The organism is Hugenholtzia roseola DSM 9546, assembly GCF_000422585.1.
GTDB lineage: Bacteria > Bacteroidota > Bacteroidia > Cytophagales > Bernardetiaceae > Hugenholtzia > Hugenholtzia roseola.
The window spans coordinates 16974-35973 of the sequence record NZ_KE383889.1 but is presented as its reverse complement, the minus strand read 5'-3'; the positions used below and the strand labels follow the sequence as shown (position 1 = coordinate 35973).

The 19000-nt window shown below is 42.9% G+C and carries 17 protein-coding genes; 9 read left to right on the top strand and 8 right to left on the bottom strand.

What is annotated here, in order from left to right:
• Positions 1–268: 268 nt before the first annotated feature.
• A complete protein-coding gene (locus G500_RS26525) occupies positions 269–394 on the bottom strand; it encodes a hypothetical protein (RefSeq protein ID WP_281169351.1) in 126 nt (41 codons plus the stop codon).
• 124 nt (positions 395–518) lie between these two features.
• Here G500_RS26525 and G500_RS0120785 point away from each other — a divergent pair, with 124 nt between their 5' ends.
• Positions 519–893, top strand: coding sequence for a response regulator (locus G500_RS0120785; protein ID WP_027003934.1), 375 nt, complete (start codon positions 519–521; stop codon positions 891–893).
• Between the two features lie 90 nt (positions 894–983).
• Here G500_RS0120785 and cmk read toward each other — a convergent pair whose 3' ends face one another.
• Positions 984–1712: a (d)CMP kinase gene (gene cmk / locus G500_RS0120780; protein WP_027003933.1), complete on the bottom strand. Its 729-nt coding sequence runs from the start codon at positions 1710–1712 to the stop codon at positions 984–986.
• A 125-nt stretch (positions 1713–1837) separates the two neighbouring features.
• Here cmk and G500_RS0120770 point away from each other — a divergent pair, with 125 nt between their 5' ends.
• Positions 1838–2386, top strand: coding sequence for a hypothetical protein (locus G500_RS0120770; protein WP_051203990.1), 549 nt, complete (start codon positions 1838–1840; stop codon positions 2384–2386).
• Positions 2387–2500: 114 nt separating this feature from the next.
• Entirely contained in the window at positions 2501–3079 is a 579-nt protein-coding gene (locus tag G500_RS0120765; RefSeq protein WP_027003931.1) for a 50S ribosomal protein L25/general stress protein Ctc, read from the top strand.
• Between the two features lie 113 nt (positions 3080–3192).
• On the opposite strand, the gene G500_RS0120755 is transcribed toward G500_RS0120765, so the two are convergent.
• The 3 genes from G500_RS0120755 to G500_RS0120745 form a co-directional block, all read right to left on the bottom strand.
• Entirely contained in the window at positions 3193–5523 is a 2331-nt protein-coding gene (locus G500_RS0120755) for a tetratricopeptide repeat protein (RefSeq protein WP_035758355.1), read from the bottom strand.
• A gap of 104 nt (positions 5524–5627) precedes the next feature.
• Positions 5628–6341: a methyltransferase domain-containing protein gene (locus tag G500_RS0120750; RefSeq protein WP_027003929.1), complete on the bottom strand. Its 714-nt coding sequence runs from the start codon at positions 6339–6341 to the stop codon at positions 5628–5630.
• A gap of 14 nt (positions 6342–6355) precedes the next feature.
• Complete coding sequence (locus tag G500_RS0120745) at positions 6356–9955, bottom strand: tetratricopeptide repeat protein (RefSeq protein WP_154657268.1); 3600 nt, start codon at positions 9953–9955, stop codon at positions 6356–6358.
• 95 nt (positions 9956–10050) lie between these two features.
• Here G500_RS0120745 and cysQ point away from each other — a divergent pair, with 95 nt between their 5' ends.
• Together cysQ and G500_RS0120735 are read left to right on the top strand one after the other, a co-directional pair.
• On the top strand, positions 10051–10851 hold the full coding sequence (gene cysQ / locus G500_RS24505; RefSeq protein WP_035758365.1) for a 3'(2'),5'-bisphosphate nucleotidase CysQ: 801 nt from the start codon (positions 10051–10053) through the stop codon (positions 10849–10851).
• Positions 10852–10945: 94 nt separating this feature from the next.
• A complete protein-coding gene (locus G500_RS0120735) occupies positions 10946–11641 on the top strand; it encodes a metal-dependent transcriptional regulator (protein WP_245574519.1) in 696 nt (231 codons plus the stop codon).
• Positions 11642–11667: 26 nt separating this feature from the next.
• Here the strand turns inward: G500_RS0120735 and G500_RS0120730 are convergent, their stop codons facing one another.
• A complete protein-coding gene (locus G500_RS0120730; protein WP_035758353.1) occupies positions 11668–14085 on the bottom strand; it encodes a TonB-dependent receptor in 2418 nt (805 codons plus the stop codon).
• Positions 14086–14367: 282 nt separating this feature from the next.
• Between G500_RS0120730 and G500_RS24500 the strand changes: the two genes are divergently transcribed.
• Positions 14368–15582 (top strand): iron-containing alcohol dehydrogenase, encoded by a 1215-nt coding sequence (locus G500_RS24500; protein WP_051203985.1) that lies wholly within the window; start codon positions 14368–14370, stop codon positions 15580–15582.
• 68 nt (positions 15583–15650) lie between these two features.
• Here G500_RS24500 and G500_RS0120715 read toward each other — a convergent pair whose 3' ends face one another.
• Together G500_RS0120715 and G500_RS0120710 are read right to left on the bottom strand one after the other, a co-directional pair.
• The gene (locus tag G500_RS0120715; RefSeq protein ID WP_027003925.1) at positions 15651–16205 is read right to left on the bottom strand and encodes a hypothetical protein; all 555 of its coding nucleotides are present in this window, start codon (positions 16203–16205) and stop codon (positions 15651–15653) included.
• A 27-nt stretch (positions 16206–16232) separates the two neighbouring features.
• Positions 16233–16718, bottom strand: a complete 486-nt coding sequence (locus G500_RS0120710) for a hypothetical protein (RefSeq protein WP_027003924.1) — start codon at positions 16716–16718, stop codon at positions 16233–16235.
• A gap of 58 nt (positions 16719–16776) precedes the next feature.
• On the opposite strand from G500_RS0120710, the gene G500_RS0120705 reads away from it, so the two are divergent.
• The 3 genes from G500_RS0120705 to G500_RS0120690 all read left to right on the top strand — a co-directional run bounded on the left by G500_RS0120705 (position 16777) and on the right by G500_RS0120690 (position 18797).
• Positions 16777–16965, top strand: a complete 189-nt coding sequence (locus G500_RS0120705; RefSeq protein WP_154657266.1) for a hypothetical protein — start codon at positions 16777–16779, stop codon at positions 16963–16965.
• 101 nt (positions 16966–17066) lie between these two features.
• The gene (locus G500_RS0120700; protein ID WP_027003922.1) at positions 17067–18188 is read left to right on the top strand and encodes a serine hydrolase domain-containing protein; all 1122 of its coding nucleotides are present in this window, start codon (positions 17067–17069) and stop codon (positions 18186–18188) included.
• Between the two features lie 129 nt (positions 18189–18317).
• A complete protein-coding gene (locus tag G500_RS0120690; protein WP_027003921.1) occupies positions 18318–18797 on the top strand; it encodes an Mpo1 family 2-hydroxy fatty acid dioxygenase in 480 nt (159 codons plus the stop codon).
• Positions 18798–19000: the final 203 nt, after the last annotated feature.

The window sequence follows — 19000 nt, the reverse complement described above, 5'->3', positions numbered from 1 at the left end:
CCTATTTAAACACCCTTCAAAGACTAAGGGGAAACCCATAGAAAGTAGGAAAAGAAGGTCTGAACATAGGACAATAGCAGGGTTATTTTTTTTTATGCAATTTTAAGAGGGTTTAAAAGGCATGTATGTTTTTTTTTATTTTCGCATATTCGCCCTTTCAAACTGTTTAACTTTTTTAGAGCCTAAGCGCGTTTTTTTTAAAGACTTCGACACAATTCGCATCTTTTGTTTAACTCTTTTTTCTCAAAGTATGCACAAAATCTTTTTTTCAAGTACCTGCCTTTCTCATTTTAAAAGCTACATAACCTCCTGAAAGCGGATTGAAAAGGTTTTGTTTAAGCAAAAAGTCGTTGCTTTCTACATTAGGTTTTAGCTCGGAAGAGTGCGTCTGCAATCTTTTTTTACAACTTTGCGTATCAATTTATACAAGCCTTCAACAAAATAAAAGCGCACTGCACGTTTTGATAAGGCATTTCTAACTCTTACTTTTTACACACTGACAAAACTTTACCTTTTATATGCGTACCCAACCTACTATTCTTATCGTTGATGATTTTGCAAGCACTCGCAAAGTAGTTCGCTCTTGTTTGGAAAGAGCAGGTTTTTCTGTCCTAGAAGGCACAAATGGCAAAGATGCGATGAAGATTCTAAACCAAAACAGCCGCATAAGTTTGGTCGTAACCGACTTAAACATGCCCGAAATGGACGGAATCCAACTCACGCAGGAAGTTCGCAGCCATGACGCTTACGGTAGCGTGCCTATCCTACTTCTGACAACCGAAATGCGCTCGAATAGAAAAGAAGAAGCCTTACGTGCAGGTGCGACGGCACTTTTACCCAAACCTTTTACAGTAGAGGCTTTCTTAGAAGTTGTGCAAAAAATGTTGCGCTAAAACCTCTTCTTTTCAAAAACTAACCAACATGCCTATTTTTTCCCTTACTATTTCTCACACCCAAGCGTACCTATTTTTCACCCTCAAAAGCTAAGAAGTCAATGACACCTTTTTTACTTCATTGACTTTTTTTTCCTGATAGGCTCGAAAGGCTGCCAATATTTTTTCTACCTGCTGCTCGAAAGTGAGGAAAGAGGTATCCAAAAGAAAGGCATCATCGGCTTGTCGTAGGGGGCTATCCTCGCGGCTGCTATCTATGGTATCGCGCTGGGCTAAATTTTGGATAATTTCGGGTAGGCTTTGCACGATATTTTTTTCGGCTAATTCCAAACGCCTTCTTTCGGCACGCACCTCCATCTGGGCAGTCATAAAAACTTTGAGTTCGGCATCGGGAAAGACCACCGTCCCAATATCTCTGCCGTCCATGACAAGGGCTTTATTTTTACCAATCTCTCGCTGCTGTGCCACCAAAAAGCGGCGTACTGCCGAAATTGTGCTGACAGGGCTTACCTGTGTGGCAACTTCGGGCGTGCGGATTTGGTCTTCTACATTTTCACCATTGAGGAAAATAAGGCTTTTTTGAGCAGCAGCGTCCCATTCAAAATCGAGGTGAATCTGGGTTAGTACCTTTTCGAAAGCCTCTGCATCTTGGCTTAGGGTCTGATAATCCATTTTTTGGCGCAAAAAATAAAGCGTAACGGCGCGATACATAGCACCTGTGTCTATGTAGCGATAGCCCAAGGCAGCGGCGACCGCTTTGGCAGTGCTGCTCTTGCCACACGCCGAATAGCCATCAATGGCGATAATGATTTTTTCCATCTGAAACAAAAAAAGAGAGTAGAATAAGGGCAAAGATACACAATTTTGGCGTTAGAGCCTGTGGCTTTTTTTTCTTTTGCCGCCGTCGCTTGTTTTTTCAAAAAAAAGAAGGCATTTTACAACTTTTGACGACAAAATTCGTATTATACCTACCTTTGCCCAAAACAGCAACCGTATTTAAAGCATACAACTCCAACTCTAAATCTTTACATACAGACGTGCAACCCAACGAAATCAAAAAACAACTTTTAGAACTCTGCCGCCAAAAGCAAATGGAAGCGGTCAGAGCCGCAAAAGCCGCCATGGACGAGGCGCAGGAAAGTGCCAATGAAGAAGATGCAGGCACAGAGGAAAAGTTCGAATCTTTTCGTACCCAACTCCAACAAGATAGGGACATGTTTGCACGCCACTTGGTAGAGGCACAGGCACAAATGGAGGTCTTGTTGCGCATCAGTGCCTACAAAGAAAACCAAAGCGTTTCGCTGGGCGCAGTGGTAGAAACCGAAGTAGGCGATTTCTTTATCTCCATTAGCTTGGGGCAGGTCAAGATGGGCGAGCGCGTCTTTTTCGCCGTTTCAAATCAAGCCCCTATCTTTATCGCGATGGCGAACAAGAAAGCAGGTGAGAGCTTCGACTTTCGCGGTAAAAAAGTAAAAATCAAGGCGATATATTAGCCACAAGATTTGCGCGTTTGCCCAAAAAGCACGAACTTTGCCTTTCTTTACAAATAAGACCATAACGGGCGGCTGGAAATCGCCTTTGCCACCTTTAAATTCAAGGTAATTCACATGAAAACATTAGAGATTGTCGGTTGGAAGCGCACCGACTTGGGTACGAAATTCTCGAAGCAAATCCGCAGCGAAGGCAATGTGCCTTGCGTTTTATACGGTGGCGACGAGCCTGTGCATTTCTTTGCACCTATGATTCTTTTCCGCGACCTTATCTATACCACCAGCGTACATAAGGTTATCGTCAATGTAGAAGGCACAATTTACGAAGCCATCTTACAAGACTTCCAAGTACACCCTGTGAGCGAAATGCTCCTTCACGTGGACTTTTTGCGCTTAGTACCCAATAAGCCCGTAAAATTAGACATCCCTGTTCGTTTGACAGGTCGTCCTGTGGGCGTACAAAAAGGCGGACGCTTGGCGGTTAAGACCCGTAAAGTAACCGTTAAAGCCACTCCCGAAAACCTCCCTGATAGCATCACGATTGATATTTCAGATTTAGACTTGGGCAAAACCGTAAAAGTAGGACACCTTCCTGCCGAAGGCTTCGAAATCTTGAACAGCCCTTCTGTATCAGTTGCTTCCGTCGTTATTACCCGTAGCGTGCGTAAAGAGCAGCAAGAAGCAGCAGGCAAATAATCAGCCCCATTCTTTTTTAAAAAACGCCTTTCTTTGCAAAAAGAGAGGCGTTTTTGTTTCGAAAAGGCGTATCTCGAACCTTGCTTAGAAAAGCTACTGCCTTATCGCTACCACTATTCGTAAGGGTTACCACTACTGGCAAGTGTCTGTATGTCAGGCTCTTGGAAGAAGTCTTGGGGTGAAAATTTCAATCCTACCACTAAAATATCGTCTATCTGTTTGTATTTGAGTCCTGTCCATTTCTGGAAGGCAACGTTGAGCATCTCTTCCTGTTTGGGCATAGATTTGTAATGAATTTCTTGCAGCAAATCTTTAAACCTACGGCTCATAAACTTGCGCCCTAATTCGCCTCCAAATTGGTCTTGGAAACCGTCGGAATAGAGATAGAGCGTCAGGGGCGCATCTATCGGAATGGTATGTGCGCGAAAGGTTTGCGAAGCCTGCTTGCGATAGCCGCCTATGGGCATTTTATCGCCCTTAATTTCCTGAAAATGATTGCCCTTTTTATAGACCAAAGGCAGTCTTGCACCTGCAAAATGCAAGATTCGCTGCTTTTTGTCTATGGTGAGAATAGCAGCGTCCATGCCGTCTTGGTTTTCTCGGTCGGCTTGGTGCAATGCCGTATAAATGTTTTGGTGGAGAAGGTTTAGAATCTCGTCGGGTTTGGTTTTGCCCTGCTGATTGATGATTAGATTTAAAAAGGCATCTCCCAACATAGACATAAAGGCACCGGGTACGCCATGCCCTGTGCAATCCGCCACTACTAAGACAATTTTATCGCCCGTTTCGGAAAACCAATAAAAATCGCCCGAAACGATGTCGCGTGGCTGATACAAAATAAAGCTATTGGGAAAGAGCCGTTTTATCTTGTCTATGGCAGGCAGCATGGCATCTTGGATACGCTTGGCGTACATGATGCTGCTGGTAACCTGCTGATAGGCAATATTGAGCTGCGAATTGGCTACATCTAAGGCAGTATTGGTTACGCGCATTTCCTCGTTGGTCTGTTCTAATTCAGCCCTTTGGTGGTTTATGGCTTCGTTTAGCTGTTCGAGTTCGTGATTTTTGGCTTCAATTTGTGCTTTCTGCTCCTGCAAAAGGACATTGGCTTTTGCCTTTTCCCGATAGCGACGATAGAATAAAAAGCCATAAAAAATTGCACCCAAAGCCGAAGCAATCATAAAATAATTGAGGTAGCGCGTATTTCTTGCCTGTTCGGTAGCCAATTCCGCATTTTTTTCGTACAATTCTATTTCTTTTTGTTTTTTGTCTAATTGGTGCAAAGTCTGTGCTTCTGCCAAACGGTCGGCGTTGTTTTTCTCAAAAATCTCATTGCGCAGGTCGGAATATTTGCGCTCATAGGAAAGGGCTTTTGCCAAATCTTGCTTGGCTTCATAAAAAAGAGAAAGTAGCTGATAGTTTTTAAGCACAATTTGCTTCGACTTAGTATTGAGCGCGTAGCCCAAACTCTTTTCAGAAAATTCGATAGCCCGCTCATAGTTGCGCTTTTTATAATAAACTTCGGCAATAAAGGCTAAGTTGTATGCCATGCCTTCGATGTCGGCAAACTGCTCGTCGATGTTATACGATTCGGTGAGGTATTGTAGTGCTTCATTATAATTCATTTGCAAAATCAATAATTCACCAATGCTGGAAAGCACAATGCGCAAATCCTTGACATCATTAATGCTTTGGTAAAATTCTTTGCTTTTCATATAAAAATAAAAAGCCTTTTTATAATCCTTTTCGGCTTGCGCTATCGTACCCAAAACGTTGTAACTATATGCCATTTGCAGCGAATCGCGCTGTACGCTATCTATCGCTAAGGCGTTCAATACCTCGCGCTCTGCTTTTTTGTTCTCATTGATTTCGCTATACGCAATCCCTACCTGCATATAGGCATGGCGCAATAAGGCAGGTTTTCCCAATTTTTCGGCATTTTTGAGAGCCGAAAGTGCAGTTTCTAAGGCGTTGGACTTATCACCCGACTGCTCAAAGATTTTCGAAAGGGCAATTTGTAGGCGAATCTGCGGTTCGAGCTTGTCTAAGCGCGTGTAGGCAAGAATCGCCTCTTGGTAATATTTCAACGATTCTACCAAATTATGCTGGGCATCATAGTAAGCCGCTAAAAGTGCCAAAGCCTCCGCCTGCTTTTCCCTATTTTTTTGATTGTTTGCCAATACTTCGGCTTTTTTCGCATAAAAAAAGGCACTATCGCTCACCGAATCTATGCGAGCCAACGCCAAAAGTAGCTCGATTTTTTCTTCGGTACGACTGCTTTTTTCCAACTTTTGATGCAAAGCGGAACGGTCTTGTCCCCAAAGGCTCGAAAGAGTAAGCATCAGAAAAAGAAAACAGACCCCGAAACAAGCGCGAAGCCGAAGGGATTGCTTCTTATTTTCATAAACGCTATCCGAAAAAGAAAATAAAAGTAAAGAAAACATATTACTTTGAAAGTAGTGAAGGGGCAGATATTTCAGAAAGGCAAAATACAATTTTTTTCGGAAAAAGCGCGTTGTCCGTTCTAAAAAATAATAGCGCACTCCCCTTATTGCCACACAATCACCTGATAGCGAAAAGCCCACTTCCAACGGATTCTATACTTTTTAATTCCTGCCGCCTCCAAAAGTTCTGCCAGCTCCTGCCTTTTGAAAGCACGACGCACCGAAAGTGGCGCATCATGTTTGACCAAATACGATTTGCTAAAAAAATGGGTAAGCGACTTAATCGCATAAAAAGCAAGGCGATTGCGCTCTAAATCGTTGATGATAAACGCCTTTTTACTTATTTTTTTCAAATTCCTAAACAGCGCAATCAGGGCTTCATCTTCGAAATGATGACAGAAAAGGCTGCAAATTACAATATCAGCCTCTAAATTTTCAAATTCAGGTTTTGTAATATCGCAAATATCAAAACTAATTTCGGGAAATACCAAACTTCGCATGCGGCTATAATTGACCATAAACGGATTGGCATCGATGCCCATAAAATTGCCTTGCCACCGCTTACGGCGGAAATATTTGGCTAAAAAACGAAGCGTATCGCCGCCACCGCTGCCTACATCAAGCAGACTCAAAGGCTGTTGAAGGTCTATTTTTTTTCGCTTTTCTAAAAAATGAATGGCACTGGTCAGCACCTCATAACCGCCCAAATGGGTATTGATAAAAGCTAATTCCTCTAAATTGCGCCGCAAGTCTTCCCCCTCTAAGGTAAGCTCGTCCATGAGTTCTTTCTGATAAGAACGCTTGCCAAAATCTATCATCTTACAAAGGTTGGTTAGAGTTTGATGCCCAAAATGGTAATATCATCACGCTGCTCCTCGCTGCGTTGGTGATTTTCTAAGGCTACCTCTAAAAGGACTTTCTGGTTTGCCATGTCCTCGGCAGCGTTTTCGGCTAAGGCTTGCAAAAGACGTGGCGTGCCAAATTTTATCTGTTCGGGATTTTGCTGGTCGGCAAAGCCGTCAGAAGTTAGATACAAGACTGTATTTCTGGGAAATTCAAACTCATGCTGGACAAAATCTACTGTCTTTCGCTCCCTAAAACCGCCAATGGACTTATTGTCGCCACGCACATAGGCGGCTTCCTGCGTTTGGGGAAGGACATAAATGAGGGGACGTTTTGCACCTGCAAAAAGGACTTTGACTTTATCCTGCGTTTCTTCTCTAAAATCGAGGCTACACAAGACGACATCCATGCCGTCGTCATTGACCCTGCGCTCTGGATTAAGGGCGGCTTCTTGTTTTAAGGCTTGCTTGACCCCTTTGTGTAGGCGCGTCAGAATTTGGGCGGGGTCGTATATCTTTTTCTCATTTACCGTTTCGTTCAAAATCGTATTGCCAATCATAGACATAAAGGCACCGGGTACGCCATGCCCTGTGCAATCGACCACAGCGACAAACATTTTGCCCTCCGCCTGCGAAAACCAATAGAAGTCGCCCGAAACAATATCTTTTGGTTTATAGACGATAAAATACTGCTTCAATACCTTGTTCAAACGCTCATTGGCAGGCAGTACGGCTTGCTGAATCGTTTGGGCATAGCGGATACTATCGGTAATGTGTCGATTTTTAGCTTGTATCAATTCGTAATTTTGTGCATTATCCAACGCCGTAGCCGCATAAGAGGCTAAGGCGCGAAGCATCGTAACTTCCTGACTGCTATATGAATTAGGTTTGAAACTTTGTACTGTCATCACGCCAAAAGGCTTTTCCTTCAAAAAGAGCGGCAAATAGATAAGCGAAGCGGGGGTTTCGCCTGCATTTTCGTCATCTTGTTGGAAAGAGGGATACTCTTTTGCTAAATCTTGTATCACAATTTCCTTTCGCTCCAAAAGGCACTGCACCGAAAACTTGTGCTTCTCACGAAGTTTGTCGTAATGTTTAGATAAAATCGCCCCTTTTTCTACAACGCCTTCGAAGCGAATACGGTGATTTTCAGGCTCTAATACGCCTATTCCAAAGACATCGGCAGGCATAATGGCATTGACATTGGCATAGACCATCGCCTCAATCTGGCTGGCATCTAAGGAGGAGGTAATTTCCCTACCAATCTCACTGATATTAGAGATGTTTTGATAAAGCACCTCTACCTCTTTATTTTTTTGCACCAAGACTTCCTTCTGGGCTTCGAGTTGCAAGTTTTTATGCTCGATGCTATCTCTTTGCGCCAAAATCTCCTCTTGCTGCTGCTCTAATTCTTCGTTTTGAACTAAGATTTCTTGTTTTTGGGTTTCTAATTGTGCGTTTTGCTTCTCGATTTCATATTTTTGAGCGGCAATCTGTTCGTATTGCTTGCCCAATTTTTTACGCGCCTTCTGCTGTTGGAAGAAGCCAATCGCTACCAAAAGAATGGTCAGGGCAGCCAAACCTAAGGCAATATAGGAGTAGAGCTTCTGCTGCTGCTCGGCTTTGATGGTTTCTTCTTGTAGAGCTAATTTTTCATTTTGTAGCTTGTTCTGCTCTTTGGCGGCTTTGAGGGCTTCGCGTCGCTGTTCTTCTTCCAATTCTTTCTGCTTTAAAGCCAAATCTTGAATGGCTTTGTCTTTTTCGAGCGAAAGGATTTGCTGATTGCGCTTTTCGGCTTCGAGCTGCTGCTGTGTGAGAAGAAGTGCCTGCTGGGTGCGTTGGCGTTCCAACTGCTCATTTTTGAGGGCAAACTCTTGTAGGTCTTTGTCGCGAAGTTGAATTTCTAAATCTTGAAGTTTCTTTTCGGTTTCGAGCTGCTTTTGTTTGGTAGCCAAATCTTGAATTTCCTCATCTACCAATAAAAGTTTGAGTTCTTTTTCGCTCTTTTCAAAAGTCATCTGTCGCTGCAAAGAGGCTTGTAGTTCATTTCTTTCCTGCAAAAGAAGCGTATCGCGCAAGGCTGCATATTGATTATAGAAAGCAAAGGCATTGCGATAATCATTCTGCCGCTGATAGATGTCTGCCATCGTGCGAAAGCTGGTGGCTAAGATGGGTTTGGCATCTTGTTGGGCAGCAATTTTGATAGCCTCCTGCGCATGGGTGCGTGCATTTGGGAAGTCGCGCTTAATCAGGTAAATCGTCGCCAAATAGTTATAGGCTTGGGCAATTTCGGCGGGTGCGTTTCGCTGCTTGGCGGCTTTAAGTGCCTGCGAAAAATAGTTTGCCGAACTGGTATAATCGCCTTTTACTTGGTGAATTACACCGATATTGGTCAGAACGGTGAAAGGTCTTAATTCTGTGGTCTGCAAATCTAAGGCTTGCTGAAAGGCGGCAAGGGCATCATCATATTTGCCTAAAAATTTGTAGAGGAAGCCCAAATTGTTGAGCGAAATTGCCATGCCTTCTTTGTCGCCAGCGGTCTTATTGAGTTCGAAAATTTCTTGATTGTACTGCGCTGCCTTTTCATAGTCCTGCTTTTCCTTGTAGATGTCGGTCAGACTTCTTAGGGTGGAAAGCGTGGCTTGGCGGTCTTTTTCTATTTTGTTTTGCTCCAAAACGGCGGTATAAAAAATAACGGCTTGGTCGTAATTTTTCAAAAGGGCATGCGAATAGGCGATATTATCGAGTGTGCGCCACGAAGATTTGCCACTTTCTTCTTCAATTTCTTTGGCTTTGGTGTAATATTCTAAGGCTTTGAGCGGCACTTCCTGCTCTTTGTAGAGTGCGCCCACTTCGCTATAAACGGCTGCCAATTCTTCTTTTTTCTGCTGCTTCTCATAGCTTTTGATGGCTTGGAGGTAGTAGCGCAAGGAAGAGGCATACTGCTTTTTCTGGCGGAAGGTTCGTGCCAAAGTGAGGACGCTTTTGGCTGCCTGCGGCAGATTCGCCGTTTTGAGTGCTAAATCTAAGGCTTGCTGTCCGAAGGAATAGGCTTGGTCGAGGTTGTTGTCTTGCAATTCTGCCTCTGCCACCTGATTCAAAGCGACGACTTTTTGCTCCTCTGTTTGGGCATTTTTAAGGGCAAGGTAGAAATTTTCTTTTTGCGCCTGCACCCCCCAAGAAAGCAAATAGAGCATCAAGCCCAAGAGCCACTTGCCCGACTTGCAGGCAGGCGATAGCTTTGCGCCAAATGGATTCTGTTTCGCAAAAAAAGAAAAAAAACAATTCATAAAAGGCTCATCAAAAAAGGTTCGGTAGGTATGATTTATTTGGTAGAAAGGAGATTTCCGACAAATAAAGGCAGCACAGGCAGTATTTTCCTGCTCAAAATAAGGGTTTCTTCTCTGTTTTCCAAACGCAAAGGCATCTTTTATCGAGTTTTTTCCGTTTTTTTCGATAAGACCCCCAAAAAGCCCTTTTTGCTTTTTTTTACTATCTTTGAAAAATGCAAATAAAACCAAAAAACGCCCTTTGCGCCCACTTATTCCTTTGGGCAAAATAATATTTGGCAGGTGCAAATGACAAGCCAAAAATAGCAAATTTTATTTGTACGCACAGCACAAGAAGGGGCTTTTTCATAAAATTTTCTAAAAATTATTACTTCCTTCTTCTTCAATCGCCTTATATGCCAGAAACGCCCCCCCTCAATCGCGCCTTTCCTACCCTTGAAAACCTAAGTGCTATCGCACAGGAAGCAGGGCAGTTGATACTAAGCATCAAATCGCGGTATGCCATGGCGAGCATCACCCAACACAAAAGCGACCATAGCCCCGTAACCTTAGCCGACCAGCAGGCGCAGGAAATCATCACGCACCACCTGACCAAGACGCTTCAAACGCCCTTTCCTATCCTTGCCGAAGAAGCGGCACTACCCGATTTTGAAGAACGCCGCCATTGGGATACTTTTTGGCTCATCGACCCTCTTGATGGCACGCGCGAATTTATCAAAGGGGGCGCGGATTTTACCGTCAATATTGCCCTTATTTATCAAAAACGCCCCCTTTTAGGAGTCATCTACGCCCCCATGCATCAGACACTCTATGCAGGCGAAGTAGGCAAAGAGGCTTTTAAAATAGAGCCAGACGGCACGAAAAGCGCGATTTTTACCAACCAAAAAGAAAGGCATCAACCCCTTATCGCCTTAGGCAGCAGGCTTTATAGCAGTGGAAACGAGGCGGAAGCCTTAGCCGATTTTCATATCCAGACCCATCAGGCGCGAAGCAGTTCGCTCAAATTTGGGCTTATTGCAGAAGGCAAAGCCGACCTCTACTTTCGGGCAGGACGCACGATGGAGTGGGACACCGCCGCAGGCGATGCTATCCTTCGTGCCGCAGGAGGCAGAGTTTTTACCAGCGAGGGGAACGACCTGACCTACAACAAACCCCATCTCGATAATACCGCTTTTTGGGCTTGGGGGCTTAAATAGTTTCCCCTTCTGCATTGCCCTTTCAGTGGCTTTCGATATAGGAAAACATATTTTCTTATCTTTGTGCAAAACTTAGATTTTCTATTTTCCAAAATTGACAAAGCGTGATAGTAAGATGGCAAGCCAAACCGTAGAAAATTATCTGAAAGCGATTTTTCATTTAGCCCAAAAAAATCAGGACATCAATCCTACCGAACTCGCACAGACCCTTTCGGTGAGCGTGCCTACGGTCAATAGCATGGCAAAAAAAATGGCTGCCTTAGCCTATATAGAGTATGAAAAGTACAAACCCCTGCGCATGACCGAAAAAGGGCGCAAAGAAGCCGCCCTTATCATTCGCAAGCACCGCCTTATCGAAATGTATCTGGTAGAAAAAATGGGCTTCGGCTGGGAGCAGGTGCATCAAATTGCCGAACAGATAGAACACATCAAAGCCCCTCTTTTTTTCGAGCGCATAGACCAAATTTTGGGCTTCCCCAAATACGACCCACACGGCTCGCCTATTCCCAACAAACAAGGCGAAATAGAAGCCGTCTCTTTTCGCGCCCTAACCGAATGTAAGGCAGGTAAGCTATTCATTTTGAGAGGCTTACGCGATTCTTCGGAAGAGTTTTTAAAATATCTCAATGCCAAAAATTTAGCCTTAGGCACAAAAATAGAAATCCTCAAAATAGAGGATTTTGATAAGAACATGACCATTTCCTACCAAAATCCTACTCAACTTAAAGAGGCGCAACAGGAAGTTTTGAGCGAACTTGTTTGCGCCAAACTTTTAGTAGAAGAAATATAGCCTTTTCAAAGTCATTAAAAAAATAGCTATCTAATTTTAATACTTACAAAAATGGTACGTGGCTGCGCTGCCCCATAAATAAAATTGCTATCGCGATTTTTACCTGTATCGAAATCAGTTTGATAGGCATTGGCGATATTTTTCATACCCAAGGCAAGCTCTAAAGTAGTTTTGTTTTTGTTTAAATCTTTTTTTGCACCTAATAAATCAAATTGATAAGCCATTCTACAACCCAACTCTAAAAAAGTAGGCGTAGTTTTATAGGCATCTTCGCTTTGTTCGGGTGCGCCTGCAAAGTGCGCCACCTGCATACGACCCGTATAAACGCCATTGAAACTAATTTGTAGCCGCTTTTTTAGGTTTTTCAAACCCAAAAAAGCAAGTTTATCAGGCGAAAAATTGAGATTGAAAAAGCCATACTCGTTGGGTGTGCGCAAAAAAACGCGCGTAGGGGCAAGCCCTTCTATGTAGGCGATTGGTTCGGAAAAAAGACTATTTTGCAAAGTGAAACCTGCTTCTACTTGCAATTTTTTATCATAATTGAAACGTGCCTCGAAAGTTGTGCCGCCTACGGTAGCCCCTGCACCGTTGCGCTTTTCGAAAATTTCACCAAAGGCATCTGTACCAATTCCTTCCAAAGTAAAAGCGTTTCTAAGTTTTGTATAAAAACCTTCTAAGGTAAAACCAAAAATGAGTTTTTCCAGCGGCTTATCATAACGCAAAGAAGCCGAAAGGCTATTCGAAAATTCGGGTGCTAAATCGGGTGCTATCTGCACGCGCGAAATCCCGCCCCCTGCAAAGGCAATATGCAGGTCGGAATCGAAAGCCTGCGGCGCACGAAAGCCCTTGCCCCAACTGACACGCCCCTGAAAAGTAGGGAGGAAATTGTATAAAATAGCCACACGCGGACTCAAAATGGGCGTTTCCACTAAATTGTGCCTATCCAAACGCAAGCCCGAAAGCAGATTGAACTTTTCAGAAAGTTGCCAATCGCTTTGCAGAAAGAAGCCCACATTTTGCGTATTTTGGTCTATTAAATAGCGATAGGCAGGAATTTCATCTTGTATCGACTCATATAAAAATTCCGCCCCTGTCGTGAGCAGGTGTGTGCCAAAATCTTTTTTCCCTACACTTATTTTTTTGCTATAATGATTCAACTGAAAACCTATCTGTTGCGTCTGATTTTGAGAAGTACCATAAGGTGGTTGAAGACGATACGTCGCAATTTCCGAAGGTTCGTCAGGCTCGATGCCTGTAAAATGCGCTCGGTTGGTGTGCTGTGCAGCCCAATACAAACTAAGTTTTGTGTTATTTTGGTTAAAATTATACTGATATTCGCTACTGGCTATCCAAACGCTGTGTTCGCGCTCCTCTGCCTGCGCCGCCTCGATGGGGTTGAAATCGCGGCGATTCTGGGCTTGCATCTGCCCTCCAAATCGGTATTCGTAAAGATGGTGAAGGCTTGCTTTTATGGTTTTGTTGTCGGCAGGCTGATGGAAAAATTTTAATCCTGCATTTGCAATTTGTAGGAAAGGCAATTCCGAAAATGCGTCGCCATTGTGGTCGTAAAAATCGCGCTCTCGCCCATTGAAAAGCAAAGAAAAACCTGTTTCGCCCGTTTTGCTGACCCAATTCGCCGCCCCTTCTACCTGATGTTCGGAACTGCCTGCTATATTTTGGTAGGTATAACCTGCTTCATAACTCTTTTCGGTAGGATTTTTTGTTATCACATTCACCGTTCCCCCAATGGCATTTGCGCCATAAAGTGCCGAACCGCCGCCGCGCACAATTTCGATGCGCTCGACAAGTTGCGACGAAACTTGCTCCAAGCCATACAAACCCATCAAGGCACTAAAAATAGGGCGATTATCAATTAAAATCTGACTATAATTTCCACCCAAACCGTTCATGCGAAGTTGGGTATAATTGCAGGTCTGGCAGTTGGTTTCGAGCCGCACCCCCGACTGAAATCGCAATCCCTCTGCAAGGTTGCAGGCTTGCACCTGCCTTAGCGTAGCTTTGTCTATCAACTGCACACGCACAACAGATTCATTTTCCGCCTGCTCGAAGCGATTGCCCGTCACGACGACTTGTTGTAGCTCCTCAAAAAGCGTTTTGAGTTCGAAATGCTGATGAAGAATAGGCTGTTTTCTGAAATCCTCATATCCAAAAATTCGCGTTTGGGCGGTATAGCCTGAAAAAGAGGCTTTTAGTACGATATTTTCTTTTCCTTCAATCCATTTTTGCCAAAGGCTATCAGCTATGGGCAAATAAAATTCGCCCGAAGTATCGGTAAGTGTTCCGATTGTTGTACCCACAATTTGCAAGGTAGCGAAAGGGAGTGGCTCATTTTGCGCCCTTACACTGCCCTTTATCGCCTTTTGCGCCTGCAAAGAAAGGGAAAGCACACAAAAGAAAGAAAGCACAAAGTATCGAAAAATCATACATTTTTTTGATTTTGGGGTTTGAAACTCGTATTTTACCACAAAGCTAAGAGAAATATTTGAGTACAACAAACTGAAATTTAGAATTTGCAAATCAAAAAGTTAGACTTATCTAAAAATGCTTTTTCCAATCTGAAAAGGCAGAACATCAAAGCCGTTTCCCTTCTTGCCAAAAGTTTATATTTTCTTAACAAGCCCCCTTTCAAATTTTGACTATCTTGCTACTCTTGTTTATTCGCTTCCAAATCTTATCATTTCCTACTTCTCTATTCCTCCTATCTTATGCGAGATTTTTCAATTTATGTACCTACCCGCATCTTTTTTGGCGAAAACCAATTAGACAATTTCGCTACCGCCGCTTCTACTTTGGGAAAGAAAGCACTCTTGGTTATGGGCGGAGGCTCTATCGAGCGATTAGGTTTTTTAGCCCCTTTTCGCGCTGCTTTGGAAAAAGTAGGCGTAGAAACGGTACTCTTTTCGGGCATCGAACCCAATCCGCAGGCACGCACCATCAACAAAGCGGCATCCTTAGCGCAACAAGAAAAAGTAGATTTTGTAATCGGTTTTGGGGGAGGTTCGGTCTTAGATGCCTCGAAAGCGATTGCTATTTTGGTGCATGAAAAGGCAGCAGATATTTGGCAGTACGTTTTGGGCGAACCTAAAATGGGCGCGTATAGTGGCGCGATTCCTGTGGTTGCCGTTCCCACTACGGCGGCGACGGCTTCGGAAGTAACCCAATTTGCCGTCATTTCTAATGAGGCAGTTCATGGCAAATCGGTCTTGGCACACGATGTCTTGCGTCCGCGCCTTGCCTTAATGAATCCACTTTATACCGCTACTTTGAGCCGCACCGTAACCGAAGATGGCGCAGCCGACATTCTAAGCCATGTCTTTGAAAACTACATTTTGGGCGGTAGCGAATCGCCTTTGGCAGATAGATATTCCGAAGCTGTAATCCTGACGGTTTTGGAAACACTACCCAAATTGCGTCAGGATTTGCAAAATGTAAAGTATCGCGCCGACCTTTTCTGGGCTTCCGATTTGGCTCTCAATGGCTATCAATTAGCAGGGCGCAATCCTTCGGAATTTGTGCTGCACTCGATAGAACACGCCGCCAGCGGTTTTTATCCGCAATTAGCACATGGGCGTGGCTTGGCAACGCTCTATCCTGCCTATTTCCGTTGGCTTTGGAAAAATGACCGTGCTAAGGAGCGTTTTGCACAATTAGCCGAGCGCGTTTTTGGGGTCAAAGAAGGCGATACCGAAAGCAAAGGGCAGGCATTTATCGAGCATTTTGAAAATTGGCTTGCCGAAAACGGACTTCTACAATCCTTCCCCGCAGTAGGCGTAGAGCCGCAGCAATATCAGGCGATTGCAGAATATGCTACCAAAATTTATGGTGACGGTAAAAAACTAAATGCCTTGGGCGATTTGACCGTAGCCAATATCGTAGAAATTTTGGAAATGACACATTCGCAAGAAGCGCAATTAGCTTAATTTGACAACAAAAAAACTTGTCGAAAGTCCTTCGACAAGTTTTTTTAATTTGAAAACACTAACTAAAACTACTGAATACTTTTAATGATAAAATCCTCATCTGCACGTAAAATAGGACTTTTGCCGTCTGCCACAATTTCGGAAAAAAGTAAAAGGTAGGTTTTGCCGCGCAGTTGGCAGGTATAAAGGCGATAATAAAAGGTTTCCTTCGTTACATGGCTGTAATTTGCCATGTCGTAAAGTTGCATCTTTGCAAAACGGTGCGCCACCACTTGCGGCTTGTAGCTTGCAAATTTTTTCGCATCTATCCCTGTTTTTTTATCTAAAAAAGAGATGATGTCCTGCTCCAAATTGCCCCTTGATTCTACCATCTGTAACTGTGCCAAAGTCCCTCCTTTCAGACCGAAAAAATCGGGGTCTTCGGGGCGCGTTGCCACATTCCAACCGCTGGGCAGCTGGTACTGTAAGCCAAAAAAATTGCGAAAATCATCTATCAAAGACTTTTGATTGGTTGCTTTTGCACCCCAAAAAGGCGAATGAGCGGAGAGCGTAGGCGCGAAACTTAGGCTCAAAGCAAGCAGAACGCCTGCCAAAAGTACATTTTTTTGCGAGGTCTGATTCATTTTATTGTTGGTTTAATATTGAAAAAGTTAATTTGCTTTGCCATCTCTGCCCATACGAATTTCTTGATAAACTTTGTCCTGACCCTCTTTGTTTTTGTCATAAATGGTAAAGACATAGCCCTCACTTTCTTTGTCGGCTACAAAATAGCGTTCGCTTCGTTGCTGGTCGGAATAAGAATCAGCGTCATATTGGTCTATCAGTACCCCATCAAAACGCGAGATTTTTCCTTTTTTATCAAAAACCGAAACAGAGAAACTGTGTCTGCTGCCGTCTATCTTGACATAAAAAAGTGCCGTACTACCCCCTTCGAGCGCAATTTTAGCAATCACGCGCACCTGTGGCGTAGTTTGGGTCAGAAAATAAGTTTGATAATCTGCCACATTCATAAGGGGATATTTTTTATCATATCGTTCCTTTATTTGGAAAGTTTGCGGAAAGCTCATATCAGGATACTCACTGATAAGTTTGTTCCATTTGGTCTGTCCGAAGCCTAAAAAGTTGAGTGAAATCATAAGAAAGAAAGACAAGAATAATTTAGTAAGCATAATCATTGAGTTTTTAAGTGGTAAAATGAAAACAGACAACTGCCTTATTTTCACCTTCAAAGAAGCAATTATGACGCAAGAAAATAATTTTTGGCGCACCCAACACAACAAAGTTTCTGAAAAGGCGATTTGGGTTTATGAAAAAGGTTTTCTACCCATCGAGCAGGGAAAAAAATTGCTTGTAATTTTTTTCGCTTTCAAGGTACAAATGTAAGAAATGAGTCTTTTCGCAACGAAAGTTCCTACTTTTGAGGCGTTTTACTCAAATTTTATAATTGTTTTCTCTTATTTTCCATAAAATTTACACCTTTTTATATGAAAAAAATACTGTTATTTTCTGCCTTAGTTGTGTTTTTATTGCTCATTGCAGGTGCAATCTTTGCTTTTTATTTTGTTCATAAACTAAATAATTTAGAAGATACCCAAGATTTAGAAAAGCGCGTAACAGCAGCAGCCGAAAAGTTTTTGAAAGAAAAAAAATCTGTGGGCTTGGCGATTGCCATTGTGCAGGGCGAAAAAAGCCATTTAGCCACCTACGGTTGGGCAAACAAAGAGGCTCAAATTCCCGTAAAAGAAGAAACTATTTTTGAAATTGGCTCTATTTCAAAAGTATTTACTACACAAATAGGTGAAATTTTAGCACAAAAAGGAGTCATAGATTGGAATAGCACGCTTGCCGCTTCTCTTCAAAGTCCTTTTTCTTTTCAAGATGACAAAACCACTTTGTTGCACTTGGCAACGCATACTTCGGGCTTTCCACGCCTACCACAGCACTTTTTAGACCGCATGACTGACGATTGCAACCCCTATTCTACTCTCACGCAAGCCGACCTTGTCGCCTACTTAGCCGCTTGCAAAGACAAAAAAGAGGCAAGCCTGCAAGCCTATGATTATTCTAATTTTGGCTCTGCATTGTTAGGTACTATTTTGGTGCAAAAAAGCAAAAAAGACTATGAAACGCTTTTGCAAGATGAAATTTGCACTCGCTTAGGTTTAAAAAATACAAGTCTTTTGGTCAAAGATAGTACAAAATTTGCAATAGGTTATACAGAAAATCAAGAACCAACTTGTCATTGGGACTTTCCAGAGTTTTATGCCGCAGGGGGTATTCGTTCTGATATTGCAGATATGGGTCGTTTTTTAAAAGCTCAACTTTCTGATAATCAAGACTTTAAGAACACACACGCCCCTATTTTTGAGGCGCAAGGTGGGAAAATAGGAAAAGGTTGGCATTTAGATACAAGCAGCGATTTGATTCTCAAAATGGGCGATATTGTTTGGCACAACGGCGGAACAGGCGGATTCAGAACTTACATCGGCTTTTCGCCAGAAAAAAACATTGGCGTTGTTGTTTTAGCCAATCAAAGCAGTGCGGAAGTGGATAATTTTGCTATCAAAATTTTAGCCATGACCAAACAAATTTCACTTTCAAAATAATTTTTCAAACTCAAAAGGGCAAAATAAACCGCTCTGCCTAACGTTTTCTACGTACCTCCTTTTCGTCTTTTTTGGGGCAGTTTTCTCTGATTCCAAAAAAGATTTTTTTAATATTCAACTATTTTTGATATGAAAACAATGCAAGAATGGCTCGATAAGTACGCCGAAAGCCACCAAAATTCGACCAATAAAGCCCTCCATTGGATTTGTGTGCCTGCTATCTTTTTCAGTGTCTTAGGGCTTTTGTGGAGTTTGCCTGCCGCTTTTTTACAAGAGTTACTTCCTTTTATGGGAATATATGCAAATTTTGCAACCTTATTTGTCTTTTTATGTGCTTTATTTTACTTGCGCCTTTCTATTCCAATTTGCTTGGGCATGCTTTTTATCGCAAGCACTTTTCTATGGATTTGTGGCTACGTCAGTGCGCATTTTTCTACTCCCCTCTGGCAAATTTCACTTGCTATTTTCGCGCTTGCTTGGGTTGGTCAGTTTATCGGACATAAAATTGAAGGCGCGAAACCTTCCTTTTTCGAAGACTTGCAGTTTTTACTTATCGGTCCTGCTTGGCTTCTCTCTTTTGTCTATCGCCATTTGGGAATTAAGTTTTAAAAAAAAGCCGTCGGCGAAGCTAATAATCCTCGCCGACGGCTTTTGAAAAAACAAGTTTTTTGTAAAAAACGATACCTAAAATAAATCACAGACCGTAAAGAAAAGGTTTTCAAACCTCGCCGACGGGCAAAGCCCTCGGCGACGGTTTCGCTATTCTTTTACAATCTTAACCGTTTGTTGCATCTGGTCTGAAACAATTTGCA

Bases quoted from the DNA above. Each gene is read 5' to 3' on its own strand.
- cmk (WP_027003933.1), bottom strand. From the start codon at position 1,712: ATGGAAAAAATCATTATCGCCATTGATGGCTATTCGGCGTGTGGCAAG.
- cysQ (WP_035758365.1), top strand. From the start codon at position 10,051: ATGCCAGAAACGCCCCCCCTCAATCGCGCCTTTCCTACCCTTGAAAAC.
- G500_RS0120690 (WP_027003921.1), top strand. From the start codon at position 18,318: ATGAAAACAATGCAAGAATGGCTCGATAAGTACGCCGAAAGCCACCAA.
- G500_RS0120715 (WP_027003925.1), bottom strand. From the start codon at position 16,205: ATGAATCAGACCTCGCAAAAAAATGTACTTTTGGCAGGCGTTCTGCTT.
- G500_RS0120730 (WP_035758353.1), bottom strand. From the start codon at position 14,085: ATGATTTTTCGATACTTTGTGCTTTCTTTCTTTTGTGTGCTTTCCCTT.
- G500_RS0120765 (WP_027003931.1), top strand. From the start codon at position 2,501: ATGAAAACATTAGAGATTGTCGGTTGGAAGCGCACCGACTTGGGTACG.
- G500_RS24500 (WP_051203985.1), top strand. From the start codon at position 14,368: ATGCGAGATTTTTCAATTTATGTACCTACCCGCATCTTTTTTGGCGAA.
- G500_RS0120755 (WP_035758355.1), bottom strand. From the start codon at position 5,523: ATGTTTTCTTTACTTTTATTTTCTTTTTCGGATAGCGTTTATGAAAAT.
- G500_RS0120750 (WP_027003929.1), bottom strand. From the start codon at position 6,341: ATGATAGATTTTGGCAAGCGTTCTTATCAGAAAGAACTCATGGACGAG.
- G500_RS0120700 (WP_027003922.1), top strand. From the start codon at position 17,067: ATGAAAAAAATACTGTTATTTTCTGCCTTAGTTGTGTTTTTATTGCTC.
- G500_RS0120710 (WP_027003924.1), bottom strand. From the start codon at position 16,718: ATGATTTCACTCAACTTTTTAGGCTTCGGACAGACCAAATGGAACAAA.
- G500_RS0120705 (WP_154657266.1), top strand. From the start codon at position 16,777: ATGAAAACAGACAACTGCCTTATTTTCACCTTCAAAGAAGCAATTATG.
- G500_RS0120785 (WP_027003934.1), top strand. From the start codon at position 519: ATGCGTACCCAACCTACTATTCTTATCGTTGATGATTTTGCAAGCACT.